This is a genomic window from Kitasatospora sp. NPDC101176, from assembly GCF_044768035.1.
GTDB lineage: Bacteria > Actinomycetota > Actinomycetes > Streptomycetales > Streptomycetaceae > Kitasatospora.
In genome coordinates, this window is sequence record NZ_JBIWPA010000030.1 from 38,949 (window position 1) to 58,042 (window position 19,094).

Genomic DNA, 19,094 nt, shown 5'->3' on the forward strand with positions numbered 1-19,094 from the left:
GCACCCCCGCCCCCGCCCTCACCGCGGGGGCGGTGCCGGCTCCCGGGCGTGCCCGTCGGCCGGGTAGACGTACAGCGGCCGGCCCTTCACCGGGCTGGTGCGGAACGGGGTGCCCTGGCCGAGGTCCACAGGCACCATCCCCTTCCGGCTGGCACTGGCCCACTCCAGCTCCAGGTACCAGCTGACGTCGTGGACGGTGGTCTCGGCGGTGACCTCGATGACCACCGGGTCGCTCTCGGTCACCCTGGCCGGCAGCCCGCCGCTGCCCTTGGCCACCACCGGTACGGGGCGCGCCGCGTCCAGATCGACGGCGTAGGAGTCGGCGCCCACTCCACTGGGACAGCCCTCGCCCATGGAGTAGGCGTTCCAGGCGAGGGGCGCAGCGACACGGGTGACCCGGACGTTGAGGCCCGTCAGCAGTACGGTGTCCAGGCTCGTGCCCCGGATGGTGAGCTTGACCGACTGGGAGTGGCCCGGCACCGCGCCGACCCGGGAGACCCAGCCCGGCACGTCGGCAACCTCGGGCGGCCGCGGGACCTCGGACGGCGGGCGGTCGACCACGTACTGGTCGCACCCGGTGTTCCAGCCGGAGGGGTGGACGGCGACGGTGATCGGGGCGCTGGTGCTCGGGGCCGTCCCCCCGGTCGCGCCTGACGGCCCCGCCCCGGCCCCCGCCCTGGCGACGGACAACGGCGGCGCGGTGGACGCTGCCACCGACGGGGGCCCCGCGAGCGGCCTCACGTCGGCGGCGCGAGCGGGGTCGGTGCTGCCGTCCGGACGGCTCCGCAGACCGATGGCGACGGCCCCCACGGCGAGCAGCACCGCGATGACCGTCACCACAGCGAGGACGCCCCGCCGGCGGGCGCGCCGCCGGGCCGGCGGCACCGCGGGGGCCGCGGGCTCCGGGGCCGCTGCCTCCGCCGGCGCCGGGGACTCTGCCGGCTCCCTCAACGTCCCGCTTCCCCTCGGCCGTGTTCGCTGGTGACGCCCGCGGTGACCGCGCCCCGCACCCGGCCGCCGTCGGCCGGCAGGCTCGGCGCCGTCCCACGGCTGCCCCGCCCCGCCCCCGACGGCCGGGAGTTCTCGGCGTGAGCTTCCGCTGACAGCACGCGGGACGCCGTCCCGCGGTTCCGCCGTCCCGCTGACGCGTCCCCGGAGGTCTACGTCTTCCCAGGTCACAGCAGGTACGGGCGTCCCAGCGTCCCTGATCGACCGTCGGCCGTTGTGGCCGGGACGGAGCGGCGGACAAGCTGGCGACGAACACCGAGAGGGAGCAACTGTGAGCACTGTTCGGGCGGCCCGGGCCGCCATACGCACCACCGACCGTCTCCACCGCGGCGCGGTGGCGCTGACGATGGGCGGGGTCCTGCTGATGACCGCGGCCTGCGGGGACGACCAGGGCAAGAGCGGCACGGCGGCCGACCCGGCTCCCACCGCCGCGTCCGCCTCCGCGGCCGCAGCCGCGCCGAAGACGTCGGCCGCGGTGCTGGCGGTCGAGCCGAAGGACGGCACCCAGGGCGCCGCCCCGAACGCGCTCCAGGTGTCCGTCTCGAACGGCAAGCTCACCACCGTCGACGTGACCGACAAGGACGGCAAGCCCGTCCAGGGCGCGATCGCCCCGGACGGCAGCGGCTGGAAGCCCGCCGCCGCACTCGCACCCGGCACGGCCTACACGGTGAACGCCCAGGCCAAGGACGCCGACGGTCTGGTGGCCGCCACCACCACCGCCTTCACCACGCTGACGCCCGGCAAGAAGGTCTCCACCAACGACAACATCGCCGACGGCTCCACCTACGGCGTCGGCATGATCGTCAAGGTCGACTTCAGCTCGAAGATCGTCAACAAGGAGGCCGTCGCCAAGGGCATCACCTTCGAGACCGACAACGGCACCGAGGTGAAGGGCCACTGGTTCGGCGACGACCGGCTGGACTTCCGCCCGGCCGACTACTGGAAGCCCGGCACCAAGGTCACCATCCACTACCGGCTGAAGAGCGTCGAGGTCTCCCCCGGCGTCTACGGCGACGTGGACAAGGACGAGCCGTTCACCATCGGCCGCTCCCAGGTCTCCACCGCCGACGCCAGCACGCACCAGCTGACGATCGTCCGGGACGGCAAGACCACCACCGTGCCCGCCACCCTCGGCGACGACAAGCACCCGTCCTGGGGCGGCACCATGGTGATCATGTCGAAGGAGAAGGTCACCCACATGAACTCCCAGACCGTCGGCCTCGGCAGCGAGTACGACATCCCCGCCGTCCCGCACGCGATGCGCCTGACCAGGAGCGGCACCTACCTCCACGGCAACTACTGGTACAAGGGCGACCCGTTCGGCAAGGCCAACACCAGCCACGGCTGCATCGCCCTCAAGGACACCGAGGGCGGCAGCGACACCTCCCCCGCGGGGGCGCTCTTCAACGACTCCCTGATCGGCGACGTCGTCAAGATCGTGAACACCAAGGAGAAGCCCGTCGCCCCCGACAACGGCCTGGGCGGCTGGAACCTCCCCTGGACCACCTGGTAACCCCCGACGCCCGCCCCGCCGCCCGGCAGCCGACCGTCGGCCCGTCCCATCCGCGGGACGGACCGACGGTCCGCCACCGGCCCGCGCCGCCGTGACCTCCACGGCGGCGCAGTTCGTCGTGAAGCCGCCGAGCGGATCCTGCTCCAGGACGGGCCCAGCGCCCTGACCAACCGCGCGGTCACCACCGAGACGGGCTCCGCCGCGGGCGTTCTGCACCGGCACGTCCGGCCGGACGGCCTTCCTGTCGCCACCTCGGCCCGTCCCTCGGCGACCGACGGTTCGCACCGAGTGGCCACTTTTTTGTGCGTACTGGGCACCGACGTGCGGCGCGACGAGACTGGTGCCCGGAAGAACGAGGGGAGATGACACCAGGTCAGGAGATCGACCGCTCGACCCGTCCGGCCTGTCCGGCTTGCTCGACCCGTCCGGCCCGCTCGGCCGCCATGCGGTCGAGGCGCTCGTGCCCGAGGTCGGAGACCGGACCGAGGGCGACGGAGAGGCGGCGGCCGAAGTCGGTCAGGGAATAGACCGTCTTCAGTGGAAGGACGTCGTACACCTCGCGGTGCACCAGGCCGTCGGACTCCATCTCACGCAGCGCCTGGGTCAGGACCTTCTCGCTGAGACCCGGCAGCCGCCGGCGGAGTTCGGCGGGGCGCCACGGGCCGGCCTCCAGCAGCCAGAGCAGGGACGTCTTCCACTTGCCGTCGATCACGGCGATCACGGCGGTCACCCCGCACACGTTCGGGTCCACGGCCTGACTGCGCGTCATCCCTCACCCCCGGGTGGTCGTTGTCCACCACCATGTCTACAGGAGACGAATCATGCCTACCAACCACACCCGGCCCACCGTCACCGTGCTCGGCCTCGGGCCGATGGGACGCGCCCTGGCCGGTGCCTTCGTGGACGCCGGCGTCCGAACCACGGTCTGGAACCGCACCCCGGGCCGGGACACCGCACTGGTCGCCCGGGGCGCGGTGAGCGCGGCCACGGCGGAGGAGGCCGTGGCCGCGAGCGAGCTGACCGTCATCTGCGTGGTGAACTACGACGCCTCGGACGCCGTGCTGCACCGCGACGAGGTCGAGGCCGCGCTCAAGGGCCGGGCGCTCGTCAACCTGACCGCCGACGCGCCGGACCGGGCCCGGTCCACGGCCGCCTGGGCCGCGGAGCACGGCGTCGAGTACCTGGACGGCGCCGTCATGACCCCGGCCCCGAGCATCGGTACTCCGGAGGCGGTCATCATCCTCAGCGGGCCGGCCGACCTCTACGAGCGGCACGCGCCGGTGCTGGCGGCACTCGGCGGCACCCGCACCCACCTCGGCGAGGAGATCGGCCGGGCGGCCGGCTTCGACATCGCGCTGCTGGACGTCTTCTGGACGGCGATGGCCGGGTACGTGCACGCGCTGGCGCTGGCCAAGGCGGAGAGGATCAGCGGCCGCGAGCTGGCTCCGTTCGCCCAGGGGATCGGCGCGATCCTGCCCCCGCTCTTCGCCGAGTTCGCCGAGGACTTCGACAGCGGCAGCTACTCGGGCGCGATCAACCCGCTCACCTCCGGAGTCTCCACCATGGCCCACGTCGTGCACACCGCCGAGTCGCACGGCATCGAGTCCGGCGTGATGCGCGCAGCCGAAGGCCTGCTCCGCCGGACCATCGCCCTCGGCCACGGCGAGGACGGAGTAAGCCGCCTCGCCGAGGTCCTCAGCCGCCACTGAACCCGGCACCGACCCCCTGCCGGACCATCAACAAAAAGGCCGTTGACCTGGGATTCCTCCCAGCCAACGGCCTTCCGACATACTGTCGGGACGACAGGATTTGAACCTGCGACCCCTTGACCCCCAGTCAAGGGGTTCAACTATTGTCGACAGCCGGGACCCCAAGGTCCCGGCCTTATTGTTGCTCAACTGCCATGAGGTGCACGCGGGTTGGACACTCCCCGCAGGAGCGGTGCCACAGACTGCTGACAGTGGCCCAGTGTTTACTTCATGCACAAGTGTCCGTTTTCGCCCATCAGCGTTCACGGACGCTCATCGGATGTGGTCCCAAAGTGGTCCCAGGGCCAGCGACCCGGCCGTAGCTACTGCCGGTGAACGAGATCTGTCGGCCCTTCAGCAACCACTTTCGCGCGCGCCCGACAGCCGCTGCGTCGACGGCGCTGGCCGGCTCGCGAGGCCGGCTCCTGCAGGTGGACCACGGTCCCCTACCCACCGGCTACGGATGGTGACCCAGAAAGGCTTCCGGCCGCTGCGGACGGTGAGCAAAGTGCCTGCGCGCCCACCGTCCGTTGCGTGCCCGGGAGCATCAGCGGCGGAAACCGCGGTGGGGGTCACGTACCTTGACGTTCCCGAACGGTTCGAACCACGCTTGCGCGCGCAGGTCGCCCACGCCGAGCTGGCTGTTGGCGTCGCCGTCGGGGTCCTCGATCCCATCGAAGCGGGAGCTGTAGAGCATGAGGACGTCGGTGTCTTGGAAGAACATGTCGGTGCAGGCGTCGAAGTCGTAGTCGTCGCGGTGGACCGGCAGTGTGCTGTGCGTGGCGTCTTCGGTGTCGCCGGGGTCGTCCCCGAGCTCGTCGGCGCTGTCGGCGGCGTCGGCAATGGCGAGGTGCAGGGCGAGTTCCTCGGCGGTGCAGGTCGGCTGCGGCCAGTGGCCACGTTCGAGATCGTCCGCGAGGTCGTCGGCAGCGCGGGCGAAGCGGCGCCGCCACTGCAGGTCGGCCGCGAAGGTCAGCTTCGGCAGCCGCGGGAACACCCCCCAGTTGCCTTCGTGCCCGTCCGGCACAAGGCGTCCGTCGCCGAGTTCCTCGGCGTCGTCGTACGCCTCGTCGGCCAGCAGCGACAGCGCGGTGTAGAGGAGGTCGGCTGTGCGGGGAGTCAGCTGCCACAGGCAGCGTTCGTCTTCGCACTCCGGATCCTCGCAGTGCGGAGCCTGAGCGGGGAACAGCGCTGCGAAGTCGGGGAGGTCCTCGCCGGGGCCGCTTTCGGAGGGCTGCTCGGCCTTGGCGTCTTGTCGGCCGGGGCCGAAGTCCGCCACGACGGGTTCCGTGCTCCACGCCGCGACCTCGTCGCCGTTGCTCCGCTGGAGCAGCGAGCCCTGGCTGTGGTCGGTGAGGCTGTCCGTCCCGTCGACGTGGACGGGCGGTTCGGCGAGCCACATGACCGCGCCGACCACGTCGTGCGGGTCGCCGTCGTCGAGCTGGTCGGCGGGCATCGGTTCCCAGCCCTGCTCGCCCGCCGCGTTGAGCAGGGCCTGCCGGTCGCGGACGTGGAACTCGCGGAGCGTGGTGATCCGCACGACGTGGCCCGACAGGTCACGCAGCCGCACCTCGCTCGGTGCGGGGCCGTCGGGGTCCGGGGCTTCGTCGCCGTCGCCGTCGTCTTCGTTGTCGGTGCCTTCGTCCCGGCCCGGGGCCTCGACCGCGGCCTCTTCGGGCCAGGTGATGTGCGTTCCGACGGTGGCCGGCCAGGTCCCGGAGCCCGCATAGGCGGCGGCCTGCCGCAGCGAGGACGCCGGGGCGTCCGGGAGTTGCCGGCAGAGCCCGTCCACCAGCTCCGCCGCCTGCGTGGCGGCCGGCCCTCGCAGGATGCGGCGCAACAATTCGGCTGCGCGGTGAGCGAGTTCAGGGTCGCGGCAGGTGAGGATGGCCTGGAGTGAGTCGGAGCCGCCCTCGTGGGAGAGGAGTGCGAGGACGCGGCTCTTGCTGGGGGTGTGTTCGCAGTGGAAGTCGCGGGGTACGGCGGTGAGGTGATGCTCGGGCATGCGGGGAACTCCGGTGCAGTGGACGGCGCGTCCCGGTACGGGCTGCGCGGAAGGAGGTGGAGTTCCGCTGGTGGGCACGTTGCTGACGCGCCTCCGGACGGTGGAGAAAACGATCGGCCCGAGGCTGGTACCGCCGATGCTGTCAGTGGTCCGGACCTGGTCCTGTCCGACACCGTACCCGAGTCGCCGAGGAGTTGTCCCCGGTGAAGCCGTGACAGTCCCCCCGTCCGGTCGTTCGCTCCCGGATTGTCCGACCGATGGAGCAGGATGGGACCTGATGAGCCACCGGGGAGAGGGAAGCAACGAATTGGCCACCGACAAGACCCATCTGCCCGTGGAGTTCCTGGCCACGCTCGCGGCCGGTGCCGAACCCGGTTCCGCTGCCGCCCGGATGGCGGCCGAACAGGCCCGTGGCGTCGCCGACAGCCAGCAGGGCGGACCGCTCCTCGCCGCGCTGCTCGCCAAGCCGTACCGGGAGTCGGCGCCTACCTGGCTGCTGGAGGCCGCGGTGGCGAACGGGCTCCGGCAGCGCGAGAACGAGTACGACCACCTGACAGGTTCGACCTCGCTGGTAGTCCTCGCGCTCGTCCACCCCGACTGCGATCCGGCTCTGCGGGCCGACGCGTTGCGCCGCTGCTCAGACCGCCGGCTCGGCTCCCTCGGCGCCGCCCATCACCCGGCCGACCTCTGCACCGCCGTCGCCAACGAGCTGCACAGGCGGGTGCCGAAACCACCGCACATGACGCCCGAACTCCTCAAGGAACCGACGCCCGCACAGGTAGTCCTCCGCACGGGGCGCCTCCACGACGCCGTGTTCGAAGCCGCCGTCTCGCTCCTGCCCGACGACCTCGACCACGCGCAGCTGGAGGACGAGGACTCCATCGCCTGGTCCAAGCGGATCAGGAAGGCGTTCGACGCCTGGGGCCACATGTGGTCGGCCGTCCTCGAACGGCACCCCGACCGGCACCCCCAGCTCCTCGCCATGACCACCGGCACCTCGGCGAGCCGACTCGTCCGCGACCAGCTGCTCGGCAGCGTTCCGTGGACGGTCGAGCCGGCTCTCCTCCGCCAGCTCGCATTGGACGACCTCGCCCGGTTCGATGCCGCCATGCTCACTGTCCGGATCTGCACATTTCTCCAGGACGGGTCCTCGAAAGAGCAGGCCCGCCAACACTTCGCGGCCGAGCTCGCCGCCCTGGAGGAGACCGAACGTCGGGACATCGAGTTCCTGTACCTGCGCGACGGCTTCGAGGCCCGCTGGGGCACTGACTCCGCCGTCTCCTGGGTCAGGCGCGCCGCCGACGGACGGTGGCGCCTCATCCTGAACCCCACCGAGGCCAAACCCGCCTACGGCGATCCCCACACCTGGCAAAGCCATCCGGACGAACTCGCCGACCTGGGGCGGCACTTCGCCCAAACGGCCGCGCAGGCGCTCCGGACCTGGAAGCCGAAGGACCTCTACGGAATCAGCACAGCGTCCGACCTGCGCTGGATCCGCGACATGCTGGTCCACCTGCCCGAACTCACACCGGCCGTCGAAGCGACCGTTCGACTGGTGATCCGCGACGCCCGCCGCGGCCGGTCCGGTCCCCAGTCGTACGACTACAAGTCCCAGGAGGACCGGAGGCAGTTCGACGAACTCCTGGACGCGATAACGCGGATCGTCGCCGACCCCGCCCCGCAGCCGCCCGCGACCCGTCGCACGGCCCTCGGCAACCCCGAAGAAGTGACGGTCCGGAGCCTGTCTGCCGTCACCGCGGAGGTGCTCGACGCGTACCTGAACCGGCACACCGGTGACGACGCACTCGTGGAGAAGGCACTGCTGTCCTTCGCCTGGCACGGCCACCGCAGCGAACCGGCGTTCGCCCCACTCCTCGCCCGCCACTCCGATCCGCGCCACGCCGTCCACACCCTCACCCGCGAGCTTCGCCGTCGGCTCGGCGGCGGCCCCAGCAACCGCGAAGCGTGGGCCCGGCAGGTCCTCGCCCTGCCCAACTGCCCCAGCGAGACCATCCTCGCCCTGCCCGCATGGACGGCACTCAAAGCACGCGGACACCACTACAACAGCACGCATCCCACCGTGATCGCCCTGGTGGAAGCAGCGCTCGGCGACGACCCCCATGCCTGGCAGCGATTCGCCGACAGCCCGATCAGCAACTCCGGCCCCAACGCCTGGCTCCGCCTCGGAGACATCCTCACGGCCGCCGCAGACGGAACGGCGTGGCCCAAGCCACCCGGTTCCCGGTGACAGTGCCCGGGCTGCGCAGAGCCACACGGGCTAGATGGCAACCGAGCGCCAGTGATGGCTGGCGGCGAGGGGTGTGGGAAATGCCTGGCTGGTGAGGCAGCTTCACCTCCGCCTTGCCGGGTCACGCGTAGGGGTCACGCAGCGGCCGGGGCTCACGGACCCCGCGTGTGATCTCTTCGGGAAGGTCTGGGCCGGCGAGGTAGTAGCGGCCTTGGGCTTCGCCCTTCGCGGCGAGCCAGCCGGCGCGGACGAGTTCGCGGATGTCGCGCTGGGCCTGCTGCTCACTCAGTTCGGCGTCGGCCTGGTAGGTCGCGCGGCGCAGGCGGTTGCCCATGGCCGCGGGATAGAGGGCGTAGAGCATCCGGTCGGGCCAGCCACGCTGCTCGACGGCTTCGTCCAGGGCGGTCCAGACCTCGCGGGTGGTCTTCACCTGCCGCTCGACGCTCTGGGCCTGCTGGTGGTGGGCCCGCAGGCAGAACCGGACCCACCGGAGGGTGTCCCGCCCGGGGGTCCAGACGGGGCCGCCGACCTCACCGAGGACGTCGTAGTAGCGGTAGGTGTTGCGGGCCCGGCCGAGCCACTCCTCGATGCTGGAGAACTCCGGCGCCATGATCCCCTCGCGGGCGAGGACCAGGGTGTGCAGAGCGCGGGACATCCGCCCGTTGCCGTCCGACCACGGGTGGATCGCGACCAGGTTCAGGTGCGCCATCGACGCCCGAACCAGTCCGGGCGCGTCGAGGTCACCGTCATTCAGCCACTCCACCAGCTCACCGGTGAGCAACGGGACCAGGTCGGCGTCCGGCGCGGTGTAGGCAGCGATGGTGGGATCCTCAGCCGACGTGACGTACACCGGACCGGTGCGCCACCAGCCGGGCCGCTTGACCAGGTGGTGGCCCTGCATCATGAAGTGCAGAGCGTTGAGCAGCCCCTTGCTGTACGCGAAGTCCTCACCGGCCTCGGCAAGACGCTGGATGTAGGTCATCGCCTGCCGATAGCCCTCGATCTCGACCGCGACGGTGTCGTTCGCGTCGATCGGCGCCTCGCCGACCATGATGTCCTCGACGTCCGAAACGCTCGCGGCGTAGCCCTCGATCGTGTTCGACCCGGCGATCGCCCGCGCGGTCAGGTTGCGCTGCAGCTGCCCCTCCCATCGTCGAGGCGTGCGCAGATGCAGGCGCAGCCGATCCCGCATGCCCTCGATCTCCGCGAGGACAGTCCGGTCGGCGTCTTCGAGTTCAGGCAGCGAATACAGCACGAGTCAATGACACCATCATGGGATCATCACGTCAAGAAATGCAACGGCCGACCGCAAGTAGGCGCCACCGGCACTCCGGCTGGTCGGCGTCCTCTACGCGGCGGTGGGGCACCGTGCTCCGCCCAGGCCGGGGCCGTGCCCCCTCCCGGGCCTTCACGCTCGACCGCTGGGTGCCGCGGTCGAGATCGCCCCGCTGTCCGGAGTTTCCGGTTCGTGCCCGAGCGGGTGGCTGGTTCTGTAACACTGGGGCGCGTGTCCACTGCTCCGCCGCCTCAGCCGTTCGCCCATCTCCAGGCCCCGAACGCCGTTCTGTACGGGCAGGTCCTGGCCGTGTTCGCGCAGGCGCGGGAGCGGTTCATCGTCCACCTGCGGCCGGAGGACGTGGCCGCCGAGCTGCGCCGGGGCTTCGATGACCGATCAACCACGTCGGTCGAGGCGGTCGGCGCGGCGCTGGAGAAGCTGGTCGAGTGGGGCAACCTCCGGGCGGACGCCGACACCGGCCGGGTGACCTCGGTCGAGGACTTCCACCGGGCGCGCTACCTGTACCAACTCACCCGCCACGGTCAGGCCGCGCTGCGCGCGGTGGCCCTGTACGAGCAGGCGCTGGGCCAGCGCGGGCAGTTGCAGTCGGTGGCCCTGGCGGACATCGCCGAGCAGCTGGGCTCGCTGCTGGTCCTCGCCCAGGCGCGGGACTCCGACCCGGCGAAGGCGCACCTGCTGCTGCTCCAGATCGCCGAGCGGTTCGGCAGCCTGGCCGACAACGCCCAGGCATTCATGGCTTCGCTGCGGCGCACCATCGACTTCCAGGACGGCGACGAGGACGCGTTCATCGCGTACAAGGACCGGCTGGTCGAGTACATCGAGCGCTTCATCGCCGACCTTGCGGGCCGCGGAGCGCAGATCGCGGACCTGCTCACCCGGCTGAACGCCGCCGACATGGAGCGGCTGCTGCTGGCGGCCGCCCGGCGGGAGGCCGGTGACGCCGTACCCTCCGCCTCCGACTCGGACGAGCCGGAGGCGGAGCAGGCCCGCGCGGAGGCGACGCGGGCGGCGCTGACCGCGTGGGAGAACCGCTGGCGGGGCCTGGCCGACTGGTTCCTCAGCCGATCCGCCCGCCAGCCCTCCCAGGCGAAACTGCTGCGCAGCGCTGCGGTCAGTGCGATCACCGGCCTGGTGAACACCGTGGCGGCGCTGAACGAGCGGCGCGGCGGCCGCTCGGACCGCTCGGCCGACTTCCGGGCGCTGGCCCGGCTCTTCGCCCAGGCCCCGGACGACGCCGCCGCGCACCGGCTGTGGCGGGCCGCCTTCGCACTCACCCCGGCCCGGCACCTGACGGTGGACGCCGCCACCGAGGCGGCCTGGCAGGACGCGGACCTGCCAGCCGCCGTCCCGTGGGCCGAGGCCCCAGCGCTGGAGATCAGCCCGCGCCTTCGTGAGACCGGTTCATACGAGCGGCGCGGCGCGCCCAACCGGGTCACCGACCGCACGGCGGCGCGGCAGGTACTGGCCGAGCAGGTCGAGCTGGAGGCCGCCCAGACCGCCGCCGCCCGGGCCCGGCTGGCCACCGACGGCCCGGTCCTGCTCTCCGAGCTGGCCGGCCCGGACGGGCTCGACCCGCACGCCTTCCGGCTGTTCCTGACGGTGCTCGGCGACGCGCTCTCGGCCCGGACACCCGGCGAGAGCGAGTCCTCGGCGATCACCGGCGACGGCACCATGGAGGTCCGGCTGAAACTGGTCGACCCGGACACGGTGGTGGAGATCCAGACGGCGGACGGCGTGCTCTCCGGGCCGGAGCACATCATCGAGATCATCGACCTCGCGCCCGCCGGGAGTGCGGCATGACCGACGCCGAGATCCAGGCCGAGCGGCGCCGGGCCGCCCGCGCGCTGCTCGCCTCGCCGCTGATGACCACCGAACGCCCGGAGTTCCGGCTGGTGCGCAAGCACGCGGGGGAGCTGGCGGCCTGGTTCACCCAGGAGACCGGCTGGCGGCTGGCGATCGACGCCGAGACCGCGCGCCTGTACAAGACGCCCGCCCGGCTGGACGACGCGAGCCGGCCCGCCCGGGCGCCGCGCACGAAGGTGGCGTTCACCCGCCGCCGCTACGTACTGCTGTGCCTGGCACTGGCGGTGCTGGAGCGGGCCGACGCCCAGATCACCCTCGGCCGGCTGGCCGACGGCGTGCTGACGGCGGCCGCCGATCCGGCGCTGGCGGCGGCCGGCGTCGAATTCGGGCTGGACCGCCGCGAGGAGCGGACCGACCTGGTGGCCGCCGTACGGCTGCTGCTGGACTCGGGGGTGCTCCACCGCGTCGCGGGAGACGAGGAGGCATACCTGTCGGAGGCGTCCAACGACGTGCTCTACGACGTGCGCCGCCGCGTCCTGGCCGCGCTGCTGTCCGCGACGCGCGGCCCGTCCACCGTCGAAACCGCCGCCCCGGGCGAGCTCCTGTCCCTGCTCACCTCCGAAGTGACGCCCGACACCGAGGAGTTGCGGCTGCGGGCGCTGCGCCACCGGCTCACCCGCAGACTGCTGGACGACCCGGTGGTGTACTACGCCGAGCTGCCGGAGGACGAGCGGACCTACCTGGTCTCCCAACGCCACGCGATCACCCGTCGGATCACCGAACTCACCGGCCTGGTGGCGGAGCTGCGCGCCGAGGGCATCGCCATGGTCGACCCGGACGACGAACTGACCGACGTGCGGATGCCCGAGCAGGGCACGGACGGCCACGCCACCCTGCTGGTCGCCGCCCACCTGGCAACGGCCGACGGCCCCCGCACCGAACCCCAACTCGTCGAGCTGGTACGGGAGCTGGCCGTGCAACACCGCTCGTACTGGCGCAAGGGCGCCGCCGAGCCCGCCGCCGCGGCCGACCTGCTTACCCAGGCCCTGGACCGCCTCGCCGCCCTCGACCTGGTCACCCGCGACGGCACGACCGTCATCGCCAAGCCCGCCCTGGTCCGCTACGCGTTGGCCGCCCCGACCGTCCGAAAGGCCCGCTCCCGCTCATGACCCTGCCGCAGCCCACCAAGAACCGCTGGCAGCCGCTGCGCGCCGGGCTGGTCGACATCTTCTACTACGACGCCGAGGAGTTCCGCTTCCACGACGGGCGGCTGCTGCTGCGCGGCAACAACGGCACCGGCAAGTCCAAGGTGCTCGCGCTCACCCTGCCTTTCCTGCTGGACGGCGAACTCGCCGCGCACCGGGTCGAGCCGGACGGCGACCGCGCCAAGCGGATGGAGTGGAACCTGCTGCTCGGTGGCAAGCACCCGCACGACGAGCGCACCGGCTACACCTGGCTGGAGTTCGGACGGATCGGCGAGGACGGCACGCCGCAGTACCGGACGATCGGCTGCGGCCTGAAGGCCGTCAAGGGCAAGGGCATCGCCAAGCACTGGTTCTTCACCACCACACTGCGCGTCGGCCCCGACCTGCCGCTGCTGTCCGCCACCCGCGTCCCGTACACCCGGGAACGGCTGCGCGAGGCGCTCCAGGGCCACGGGCTGGTCCACGACACGGCCGCCGAGTACCGCCGGGCGGTGGACGAGCAGTTGTTCGGCCTCGGCCCGGGCCGGTACGAGGCGCTGGTCAACCTGCTGATCCAGCTGCGCCAGCCGCAGCTGTCCAAGAAGCCCGACGAGAAGCTGCTGTCCAGGGCGCTCACCGAGGCGCTGCCGCCACTCGACCCCGCCCTGGTCGGCGAGGTCGCCGAGGCATTCCGCGGCCTGGACGAGGAACGGCACGCGCTGGAAGCGCTCGCCGAGGCGTCCGGCGCTGCTGCCGACTTCCTCACCCACTACCGCCGCTACGCGCGGATCGCGGCCAAGCGCCAGGCCGGCACGCTGCGCGTCGCGCACAGCCGGTACGAGCACTTGGGCCGCGACCTCGGCGAGGCCGAGGCCGAACACTCCGCCGCCGAGGAGCAGTTGGGGCAGGCGGAGACGCGCCTGGAGGAGCTGGAAGACGCCCGGGAGACCCTGGCCGCCGCCCGGGACGCCCTCACCCGCAGCCCCGAGATGGACGCCGCCCGCGAGCTGGACCGGGCCGCGAAGACCGCCGAGGCCCTGCGCGCTGTCGCCGACGACCGCACCGGTGCCCGCCGATCCGCGCGCCGTCAGGCCGACGACTGGCAGCGCCGTGCCGCCGCCGCGCATGCCCAGCACGAGGCCGACCGGGCCGCCGTCGCCGAAGCCGACGGCACCTCACGCGAGGTCGCCGAAGCGGCCGGAATCGACCACGCCCCGGTGGCCGGGGCGCTGGAGCTCGACCGCGCGCCGTTTCAGGACACCCGCCGGGCGGGCGAGCGGGCGGTGGAACGCCGTCGCCAGGCCGTGACCGGCCTCGCGGCCCTGCTCACCGAGGCCGAGCGGGCGCAGGGGCGAGCCCGTACGGCACGGACCGAGGCCGCCCGCCGCTCCGCCGACCTGGAAGCCGCCCGCGAGCGGTCCGCCGAGGCCGCGCAGGCCGTCACCGGGCAGGGCACCGCCCTGGTCACCGCCTGGCGCACCTGGGCCGCCGGCACGGTCGAGCTGCGTCTGGCCGACCCCGCCCGGGCCCTCGCGGAGCTCGACGCCTGGACCGAGACGCTCGCCGGGCCCGACCCCGCCGCCGAGGCCGCCACCGCCGCGTACCGCACGGCCGTGGGCGCGCTCACCCGCCGCGAGACCGAACTCGACGCCGAGCACGCCGCCGCCCGGCGTGAACTCGCCGCCGTGGACGAGGAGACCGCCCGTCTGGAGTCCGGCGGCCACGACGCCCCGCCCCTGGCTCATACCCGCGACCCTCACTCGCGCCCCGATCGGCCCGGTGCGCCGCTGTGGCGGGCCGTCGACTTCGCCGACCACGTACCGGCCGAGCACCGCGCCGGGATCGAGGCCGCGCTGGAGGCCGCCGGACTGCTGGACGCCTGGCTGACCCCGGACGGCGCCCTGCTCGACGCCGACGACGCCACCCTGCTGGCCGGCGCCAGGGCTCCCGGTGCCACCCTCGCCTCCGTGCTGCGCCCCGCCGTGGACCGCGCCGACCCGCCGGCCGCCGCCCTCGCCGACGAGGCGGTCGGGGCCGTCCTCGCCGCGATCGCCCTCGACGACGACACCGGGCACCACACCTGGGTGGCCGCCGACGGTCGCTACCGCATCGGCGTCCTGACCGGCCGCTGGACCAAGCCCACCGCCCACTACCTCGGCGAGGGCGCCCGGGAGGCCGCCCGCCGCACCCGGCTCGCCGAACTGACCGCCCGGCGCAGTGAACTCACCGTGCGACTGGACGAGTTGGATGTCCAGCGCGGCGACGTCCGGGCCCGCTCCGCCGCCCTGTCCGCCGAGCAGCAGGCCCAGCCCTCCGACCACGCGCTGCGCGAGGCACACGCCCGCGCCGGCCACGAGGCCGAGGACGTACGCCGCCTGGCGGACCGCCTCGTGGAGGCCGAGCAGGAGGCCGCCACCCGCCAGGAGGACGCCGAGCGAGCCGACCGGGAGGTCCACGAATACGCCCAGGACACAAACCTGCCCATCACCCGCGAGGAACTCGACCAGGTCCGCGACGCCGTCTCCGGCTACGCCGCCGCCCTCGCCGCGCTCCTCCCGGCCGCCGCCGCCCGGGCCCGCTCGGCCGCCCTCGCCGCGGAGACCGCCGCCGAGGCCGAGACCGCAGCAGATGCGCTCGCCGAGGCCGCCGAGGCCGAAACCGCAGCCCGCCGCACCGCAGAAGCCGCCGCCGAACACCACCGGGTGCTCGCCGAGACCGTCGGAGCAGGCGTCGAGGAGCTGTTCCGCCGCCTGGCCGAGACCGACGCGGCGATCACGGCGCGGGACGCCGAGGAGAAGACCACCCGCCGCACCCGGGACGAGGCCATGACCGCCCGCGCCCGCGCCGAGGGCCGGTGCGGCGAGATCCGCACCCGGATCGAGGAGGCCACCGCCGAACGCGACCGCGCCGTGAGCGCCCTGCGCTCCTTCGCCGCCACCGGCCTGCTCACCGCCGCGCTCCCCGAGCTCGCCGTCCCGCCGCTCGACGAGCCCTGGGCCCCCACCCCGGCCGTGGCCCTGGCCCGCACGGTCAACCAGGAACTCGACGACACCGACGACTCCGAGCGCCGCTGGGAGCTGATCCAGCAGCGGATCTCCACCGAGCACAAGGTGCTCACCGACGCCCTCGGCCGCCACGGCCACTCGGTCGGCATGACCCTGCACGACGGCATCATGATCGTCGACGTGGTCTTCCAGGGCCGCACCCACGACGTGCCCGCCCTTGCCGACTCGCTGCGCGAGGAGGTCGAGCAGCGCACCCGGCTGCTCTCCGCCAAGGAGCGCGAGCTGCTGGAGAACCACCTCGTCGGCGAGGTCGCGGGTGCCCTCCAAGAACTGATCGCCGCCGCCGAGGAACAGGTGCAGGCGATGAACGAGGACCTGGCGGCCCGCCCCACCTCCACCGGCATGACCCTGCGCCTGCAGTGGCAGCCCGCCAAGGACGCCCCGCCCGGGCTGGAGGCCGTCCGCACCCGCCTGCTGCGCCAGTCCTCCGACGCCTGGACCCCCGCGGACCGGGCCGCCGTCGGCGAGTTCCTCCAGGCCAGGATCGCCCAGGACCGCGAGCACAACCCCGGCGACTCCTGGGCCGACCAGCTGACCCGCGCCCTCGACCACCGCGCCTGGCACGCCTTCACCATCCAGCGCCGCCAGGACGGACAGTGGCGGCCCGCCACCGGCCCCGCCTCCGGCGGCGAACGCGTGCTCGCCGCCTCCGTCCCGCTGTTCGCCGCGGCCTCCTCGCACTACTCCTCCGGCAGCCCGCACGCCCCGCGCCTGATCGCGCTGGACGAGGCGTTCGCCGGCGTCGACGACGACTCCCGGGCCAAGTGCCTGGGCCTGCTCGCCTCGTTCGACCTGGACGTGGTGATGACCAGCGAACGCGAATGGGCCTGCTACCCCACCGTACCCGGCATCGGCATCGCCCAGCTCAGCCGCCGCGAAGGCATCGACGCCGTCCTGGTCACCCCGTGGCGCTGGGACGGCACCGCGCGCAGCCGCGAGCAGCGGCCCGTCCCGCACGTCCCCGCCCAGGCGGCGAGCGCCGACCAGCCGTCCCTGCTCGACGCGGAGTAGGCGAGCGGCCGATGACGGACCTGCCGCGACTTCGCCGCCTGCTCGGCGGTCCCGGGACCGCCTGGCTGCTGGAACGCGCCCGCGACCGGCTGGCCAACGGGCGTCCCCTGGACACCCCGGCCACCCTCAAGGCCGCCACCGCCGAACAGCGCCGCGCGGTCGAGCTGCTGCTCGGCCGCCGGCTGCGCTCCGGCAGTTCCCTGACCGTGCCGCTGGCCGAGGTCGACCGCGTGCTGCGCGAGTCACTGGCCTGCCCGGACGGTCTCGCGGCGGCGGTGATCGCGCTCGCCGGCCCGGTCACCGACCGGCGGGCCGAGGAAGCGACCCTCGCGACCGCTTGGCAGCGCGCACGCGCCGAGTTCGACCACCCGTCCCTCACCGACCGGCCCGAACTCATCGGCTGGCTCGCCGGCTTGGACGCGACCGGGCTGCTCAAACGCCTCTCCGGCGGAGAGCCGACCGCCGCTCGGCAACTGGCCGCCGACACCGTACGGGTCCTCTCCGCACTCCCGGCAGACGGCCTCACCCTCCCCGTCCTCGCCGCCCGCACCCTCGGCGACGCCCACGCGCTGGACGCGGGCCGACCGCTGGCCGCACTCGTCCAGTCCGCCGTCCGCGCACTCGCCGCGCTGCCAGCCGAGGCGGCCACCGGCGCCGAAGGCCGCCGCGCCGCCTGGGCAGCGGTCGGCGTGGCGCTGGACGAACTCTCCTCCCGCGTCCTGGTCCTGGGCCTGCCCGGATCGACCCGCGACACGACCGGACGCATCCTCGCCGCCGCGCACGAAGGCGGAGAGCCCAGCGTCCTGACGCTCCGCCAACTGTCGCGGCAACCCAACCTGGGCGTGAACGGGCTTCCCGTACGGGCCTGCGAGAACCCGGCCGTCCTCGCCGCCGCAGCCGACGAACTCGGCCCCGCCTGCCCACCGCTGGTCTGCGTCGAGGGCAACCCCTCTGCCGCCGCCCGCGCCCTGCTCACACGGCTCGCCGACCAGGGCAGCCCGCTCGCCTACCACGGCGACTTCGACTGGGGCGGCATCCGCATCGCCACCGGCGTCCTGCGCCTGCCCGGCGCCGCGCCCTGGCGCTACGACGCCCCCGCCTACCTCGCCGCCGTCGAACGCGGCCTCGGCACACCCCTCACCACCGGCACCCCGGCCCCCACCCCCTGGGACCCCGCTCTGAGCGATGCCCTCGCCCACCACGGTGTCCGCATCGAAGAAGAGCACCTGATCGACCTGCTCCTCACCGACCTCGGTGGTCGGTAGCAGCTTCGCCGCCCGCCACCACCTCATCCTGGTCAACCGGCAGATCCTCATGAGCTGGGCCAAGGGCTCCCACCTCTACGACGCGATCGACGATGCTGCGGGCCGCACTGCCGCCTGACCGACCGTCCCGGTCCACGTCGACACCGCGATGAGCGCCGTCCATGCCCACTCCGGCAACCACCTCGAAGGGCTCGTCTTCGCCCGCCCGGACAGCACGCCGCAGCCGCGGTGAAGCCTCGAACTCTCGCCACCAGCAGCGGGTTACACCGTTGCCGGCTGCACTTGCGGCTCACAGGGTTTCCGCGCAGGGGGTCCGATCGGAGTTCACGGCGCACCACCGTCACTCCCTTTCCTGGCACGTGGACATCGGCCTCCGCGCGGCCACACACGTGGCGCTCACCGCGCCTCCAGACCGCGCAGCGCGTGGTCCACCAGCAGCTCGGCACGCTCCCGCACCCCGCCCACCCCGAACATCTACAGCCACCTGACCTGGGATGTCGCCATGGCCGCGGTCCACACCATCGAAACCAGGCTCCACCTCGCCGAAGCCCGCACCCACTGCGGCGCCGACGCCCTCGCCGGACCCTTGCCGAACCCGCTGTTCAGTCACGCGGCCTGACACAACCGCACGGCTACAGCCACCCCGGTCCACCGGGCCCGCCCAGAACGCGGCGAGGGCCAGCTAAACGGCCGGCACCGCCGGTCCATCACTGACGCTCGCTCAGCCCCGGAGCCACCACACCTGACGCCGCGGGCTCCACAGGCATGCCCGCTTCCGGGAACCCATGCCGCTTCGACACGGGGCAGAAGTCCACTCAACGAAGAACTACGCTCAGTCACCTCGACTGAACAGATAAAAGCCGCATATCGACTACATCTAAGCGCCCCACGCCCCCGGATGCGCCCCCTGGAATGACGCGAACGAGCGTCCGCGACCACACTGCGAC

General features: G+C 73.0%; 12 protein-coding genes and 1 tRNA gene. 8 read left to right on the top strand and 5 right to left on the bottom strand.

Annotated features, from left to right (window positions below; translation table 11 throughout):
* Nucleotides 1-18 precede the first annotated feature (18 nt).
* Nucleotides 19-837, bottom strand: a complete 819-nt coding sequence (locus ACIRS1_RS30555; protein WP_402845335.1) for a hypothetical protein — start codon at nt 835-837, stop codon at nt 19-21.
* A gap of 442 nt (nt 838-1,279) precedes the next feature.
* Here ACIRS1_RS30555 and ACIRS1_RS30560 point away from each other — a divergent pair, with 442 nt between their 5' ends.
* Nucleotides 1,280-2,521 (top strand): Ig-like domain-containing protein, encoded by a 1,242-nt coding sequence (locus tag ACIRS1_RS30560; protein ID WP_402845337.1) that lies wholly within the window; start codon nt 1,280-1,282, stop codon nt 2,519-2,521.
* Between the two features lie 373 nt (nt 2,522-2,894).
* Here the strand turns inward: ACIRS1_RS30560 and ACIRS1_RS30565 are convergent, their stop codons facing one another.
* Complete coding sequence (locus ACIRS1_RS30565; protein ID WP_402845339.1) at nt 2,895-3,290, bottom strand: winged helix-turn-helix transcriptional regulator; 396 nt, start codon at nt 3,288-3,290, stop codon at nt 2,895-2,897.
* A gap of 52 nt (nt 3,291-3,342) precedes the next feature.
* On the opposite strand from ACIRS1_RS30565, the gene ACIRS1_RS30570 reads away from it, so the two are divergent.
* On the top strand, nt 3,343-4,230 hold the full coding sequence (locus tag ACIRS1_RS30570; RefSeq protein WP_402845341.1) for an NAD(P)-dependent oxidoreductase: 888 nt from the start codon (nt 3,343-3,345) through the stop codon (nt 4,228-4,230).
* Nucleotides 4,231-4,315: 85 nt separating this feature from the next.
* On the opposite strand, the gene ACIRS1_RS30575 is transcribed toward ACIRS1_RS30570, so the two are convergent.
* Nucleotides 4,316-4,402 (bottom strand) — tRNA-Pro (locus tag ACIRS1_RS30575).
* Nucleotides 4,403-4,816: 414 nt separating this feature from the next.
* Nucleotides 4,817-6,274: a hypothetical protein gene (locus ACIRS1_RS30580; RefSeq protein WP_402845343.1), complete on the bottom strand. Its 1,458-nt coding sequence runs from the start codon at nt 6,272-6,274 to the stop codon at nt 4,817-4,819.
* A gap of 307 nt (nt 6,275-6,581) precedes the next feature.
* Between ACIRS1_RS30580 and ACIRS1_RS30585 the strand changes: the two genes are divergently transcribed.
* Complete coding sequence (locus ACIRS1_RS30585; protein ID WP_402845344.1) at nt 6,582-8,522, top strand: hypothetical protein; 1,941 nt, start codon at nt 6,582-6,584, stop codon at nt 8,520-8,522.
* A 121-nt stretch (nt 8,523-8,643) separates the two neighbouring features.
* On the opposite strand, the gene ACIRS1_RS30590 is transcribed toward ACIRS1_RS30585, so the two are convergent.
* The gene (locus tag ACIRS1_RS30590) at nt 8,644-9,777 is read right to left on the bottom strand and encodes a Fic family protein (RefSeq protein ID WP_402845346.1); all 1,134 of its coding nucleotides are present in this window, start codon (nt 9,775-9,777) and stop codon (nt 8,644-8,646) included.
* A gap of 252 nt (nt 9,778-10,029) precedes the next feature.
* Between ACIRS1_RS30590 and ACIRS1_RS30595 the strand changes: the two genes are divergently transcribed.
* The 5 genes from ACIRS1_RS30595 to ACIRS1_RS30615 are packed head-to-tail and all read left to right on the top strand — an operon-like array spanning nt 10,030 to nt 18,265.
* The gene (locus ACIRS1_RS30595; protein ID WP_402845347.1) at nt 10,030-11,619 is read left to right on the top strand and encodes a TIGR02677 family protein; all 1,590 of its coding nucleotides are present in this window, start codon (nt 10,030-10,032) and stop codon (nt 11,617-11,619) included.
* On the top strand, nt 11,616-12,791 hold the full coding sequence (locus tag ACIRS1_RS30600) for a TIGR02678 family protein (RefSeq protein ID WP_402845349.1): 1,176 nt from the start codon (nt 11,616-11,618) through the stop codon (nt 12,789-12,791). The genes ACIRS1_RS30595 and ACIRS1_RS30600 overlap by 4 nt, the downstream gene beginning before the upstream one ends.
* Complete coding sequence (locus tag ACIRS1_RS30605; RefSeq protein WP_402845351.1) at nt 12,788-16,882, top strand: TIGR02680 family protein; 4,095 nt, start codon at nt 12,788-12,790, stop codon at nt 16,880-16,882. The genes ACIRS1_RS30600 and ACIRS1_RS30605 overlap by 4 nt, the downstream gene beginning before the upstream one ends.
* Nucleotides 16,883-16,893: 11 nt before the next feature.
* Nucleotides 16,894-18,147, top strand: coding sequence for a TIGR02679 family protein (locus ACIRS1_RS30610; protein WP_402845353.1), 1,254 nt, complete (start codon nt 16,894-16,896; stop codon nt 18,145-18,147).
* A complete protein-coding gene (locus ACIRS1_RS30615) occupies nt 18,137-18,265 on the top strand; it encodes a hypothetical protein (protein ID WP_402845355.1) in 129 nt (42 codons plus the stop codon). The genes ACIRS1_RS30610 and ACIRS1_RS30615 overlap by 11 nt, the downstream gene beginning before the upstream one ends.
* Nucleotides 18,266-19,094: the final 829 nt, after the last annotated feature.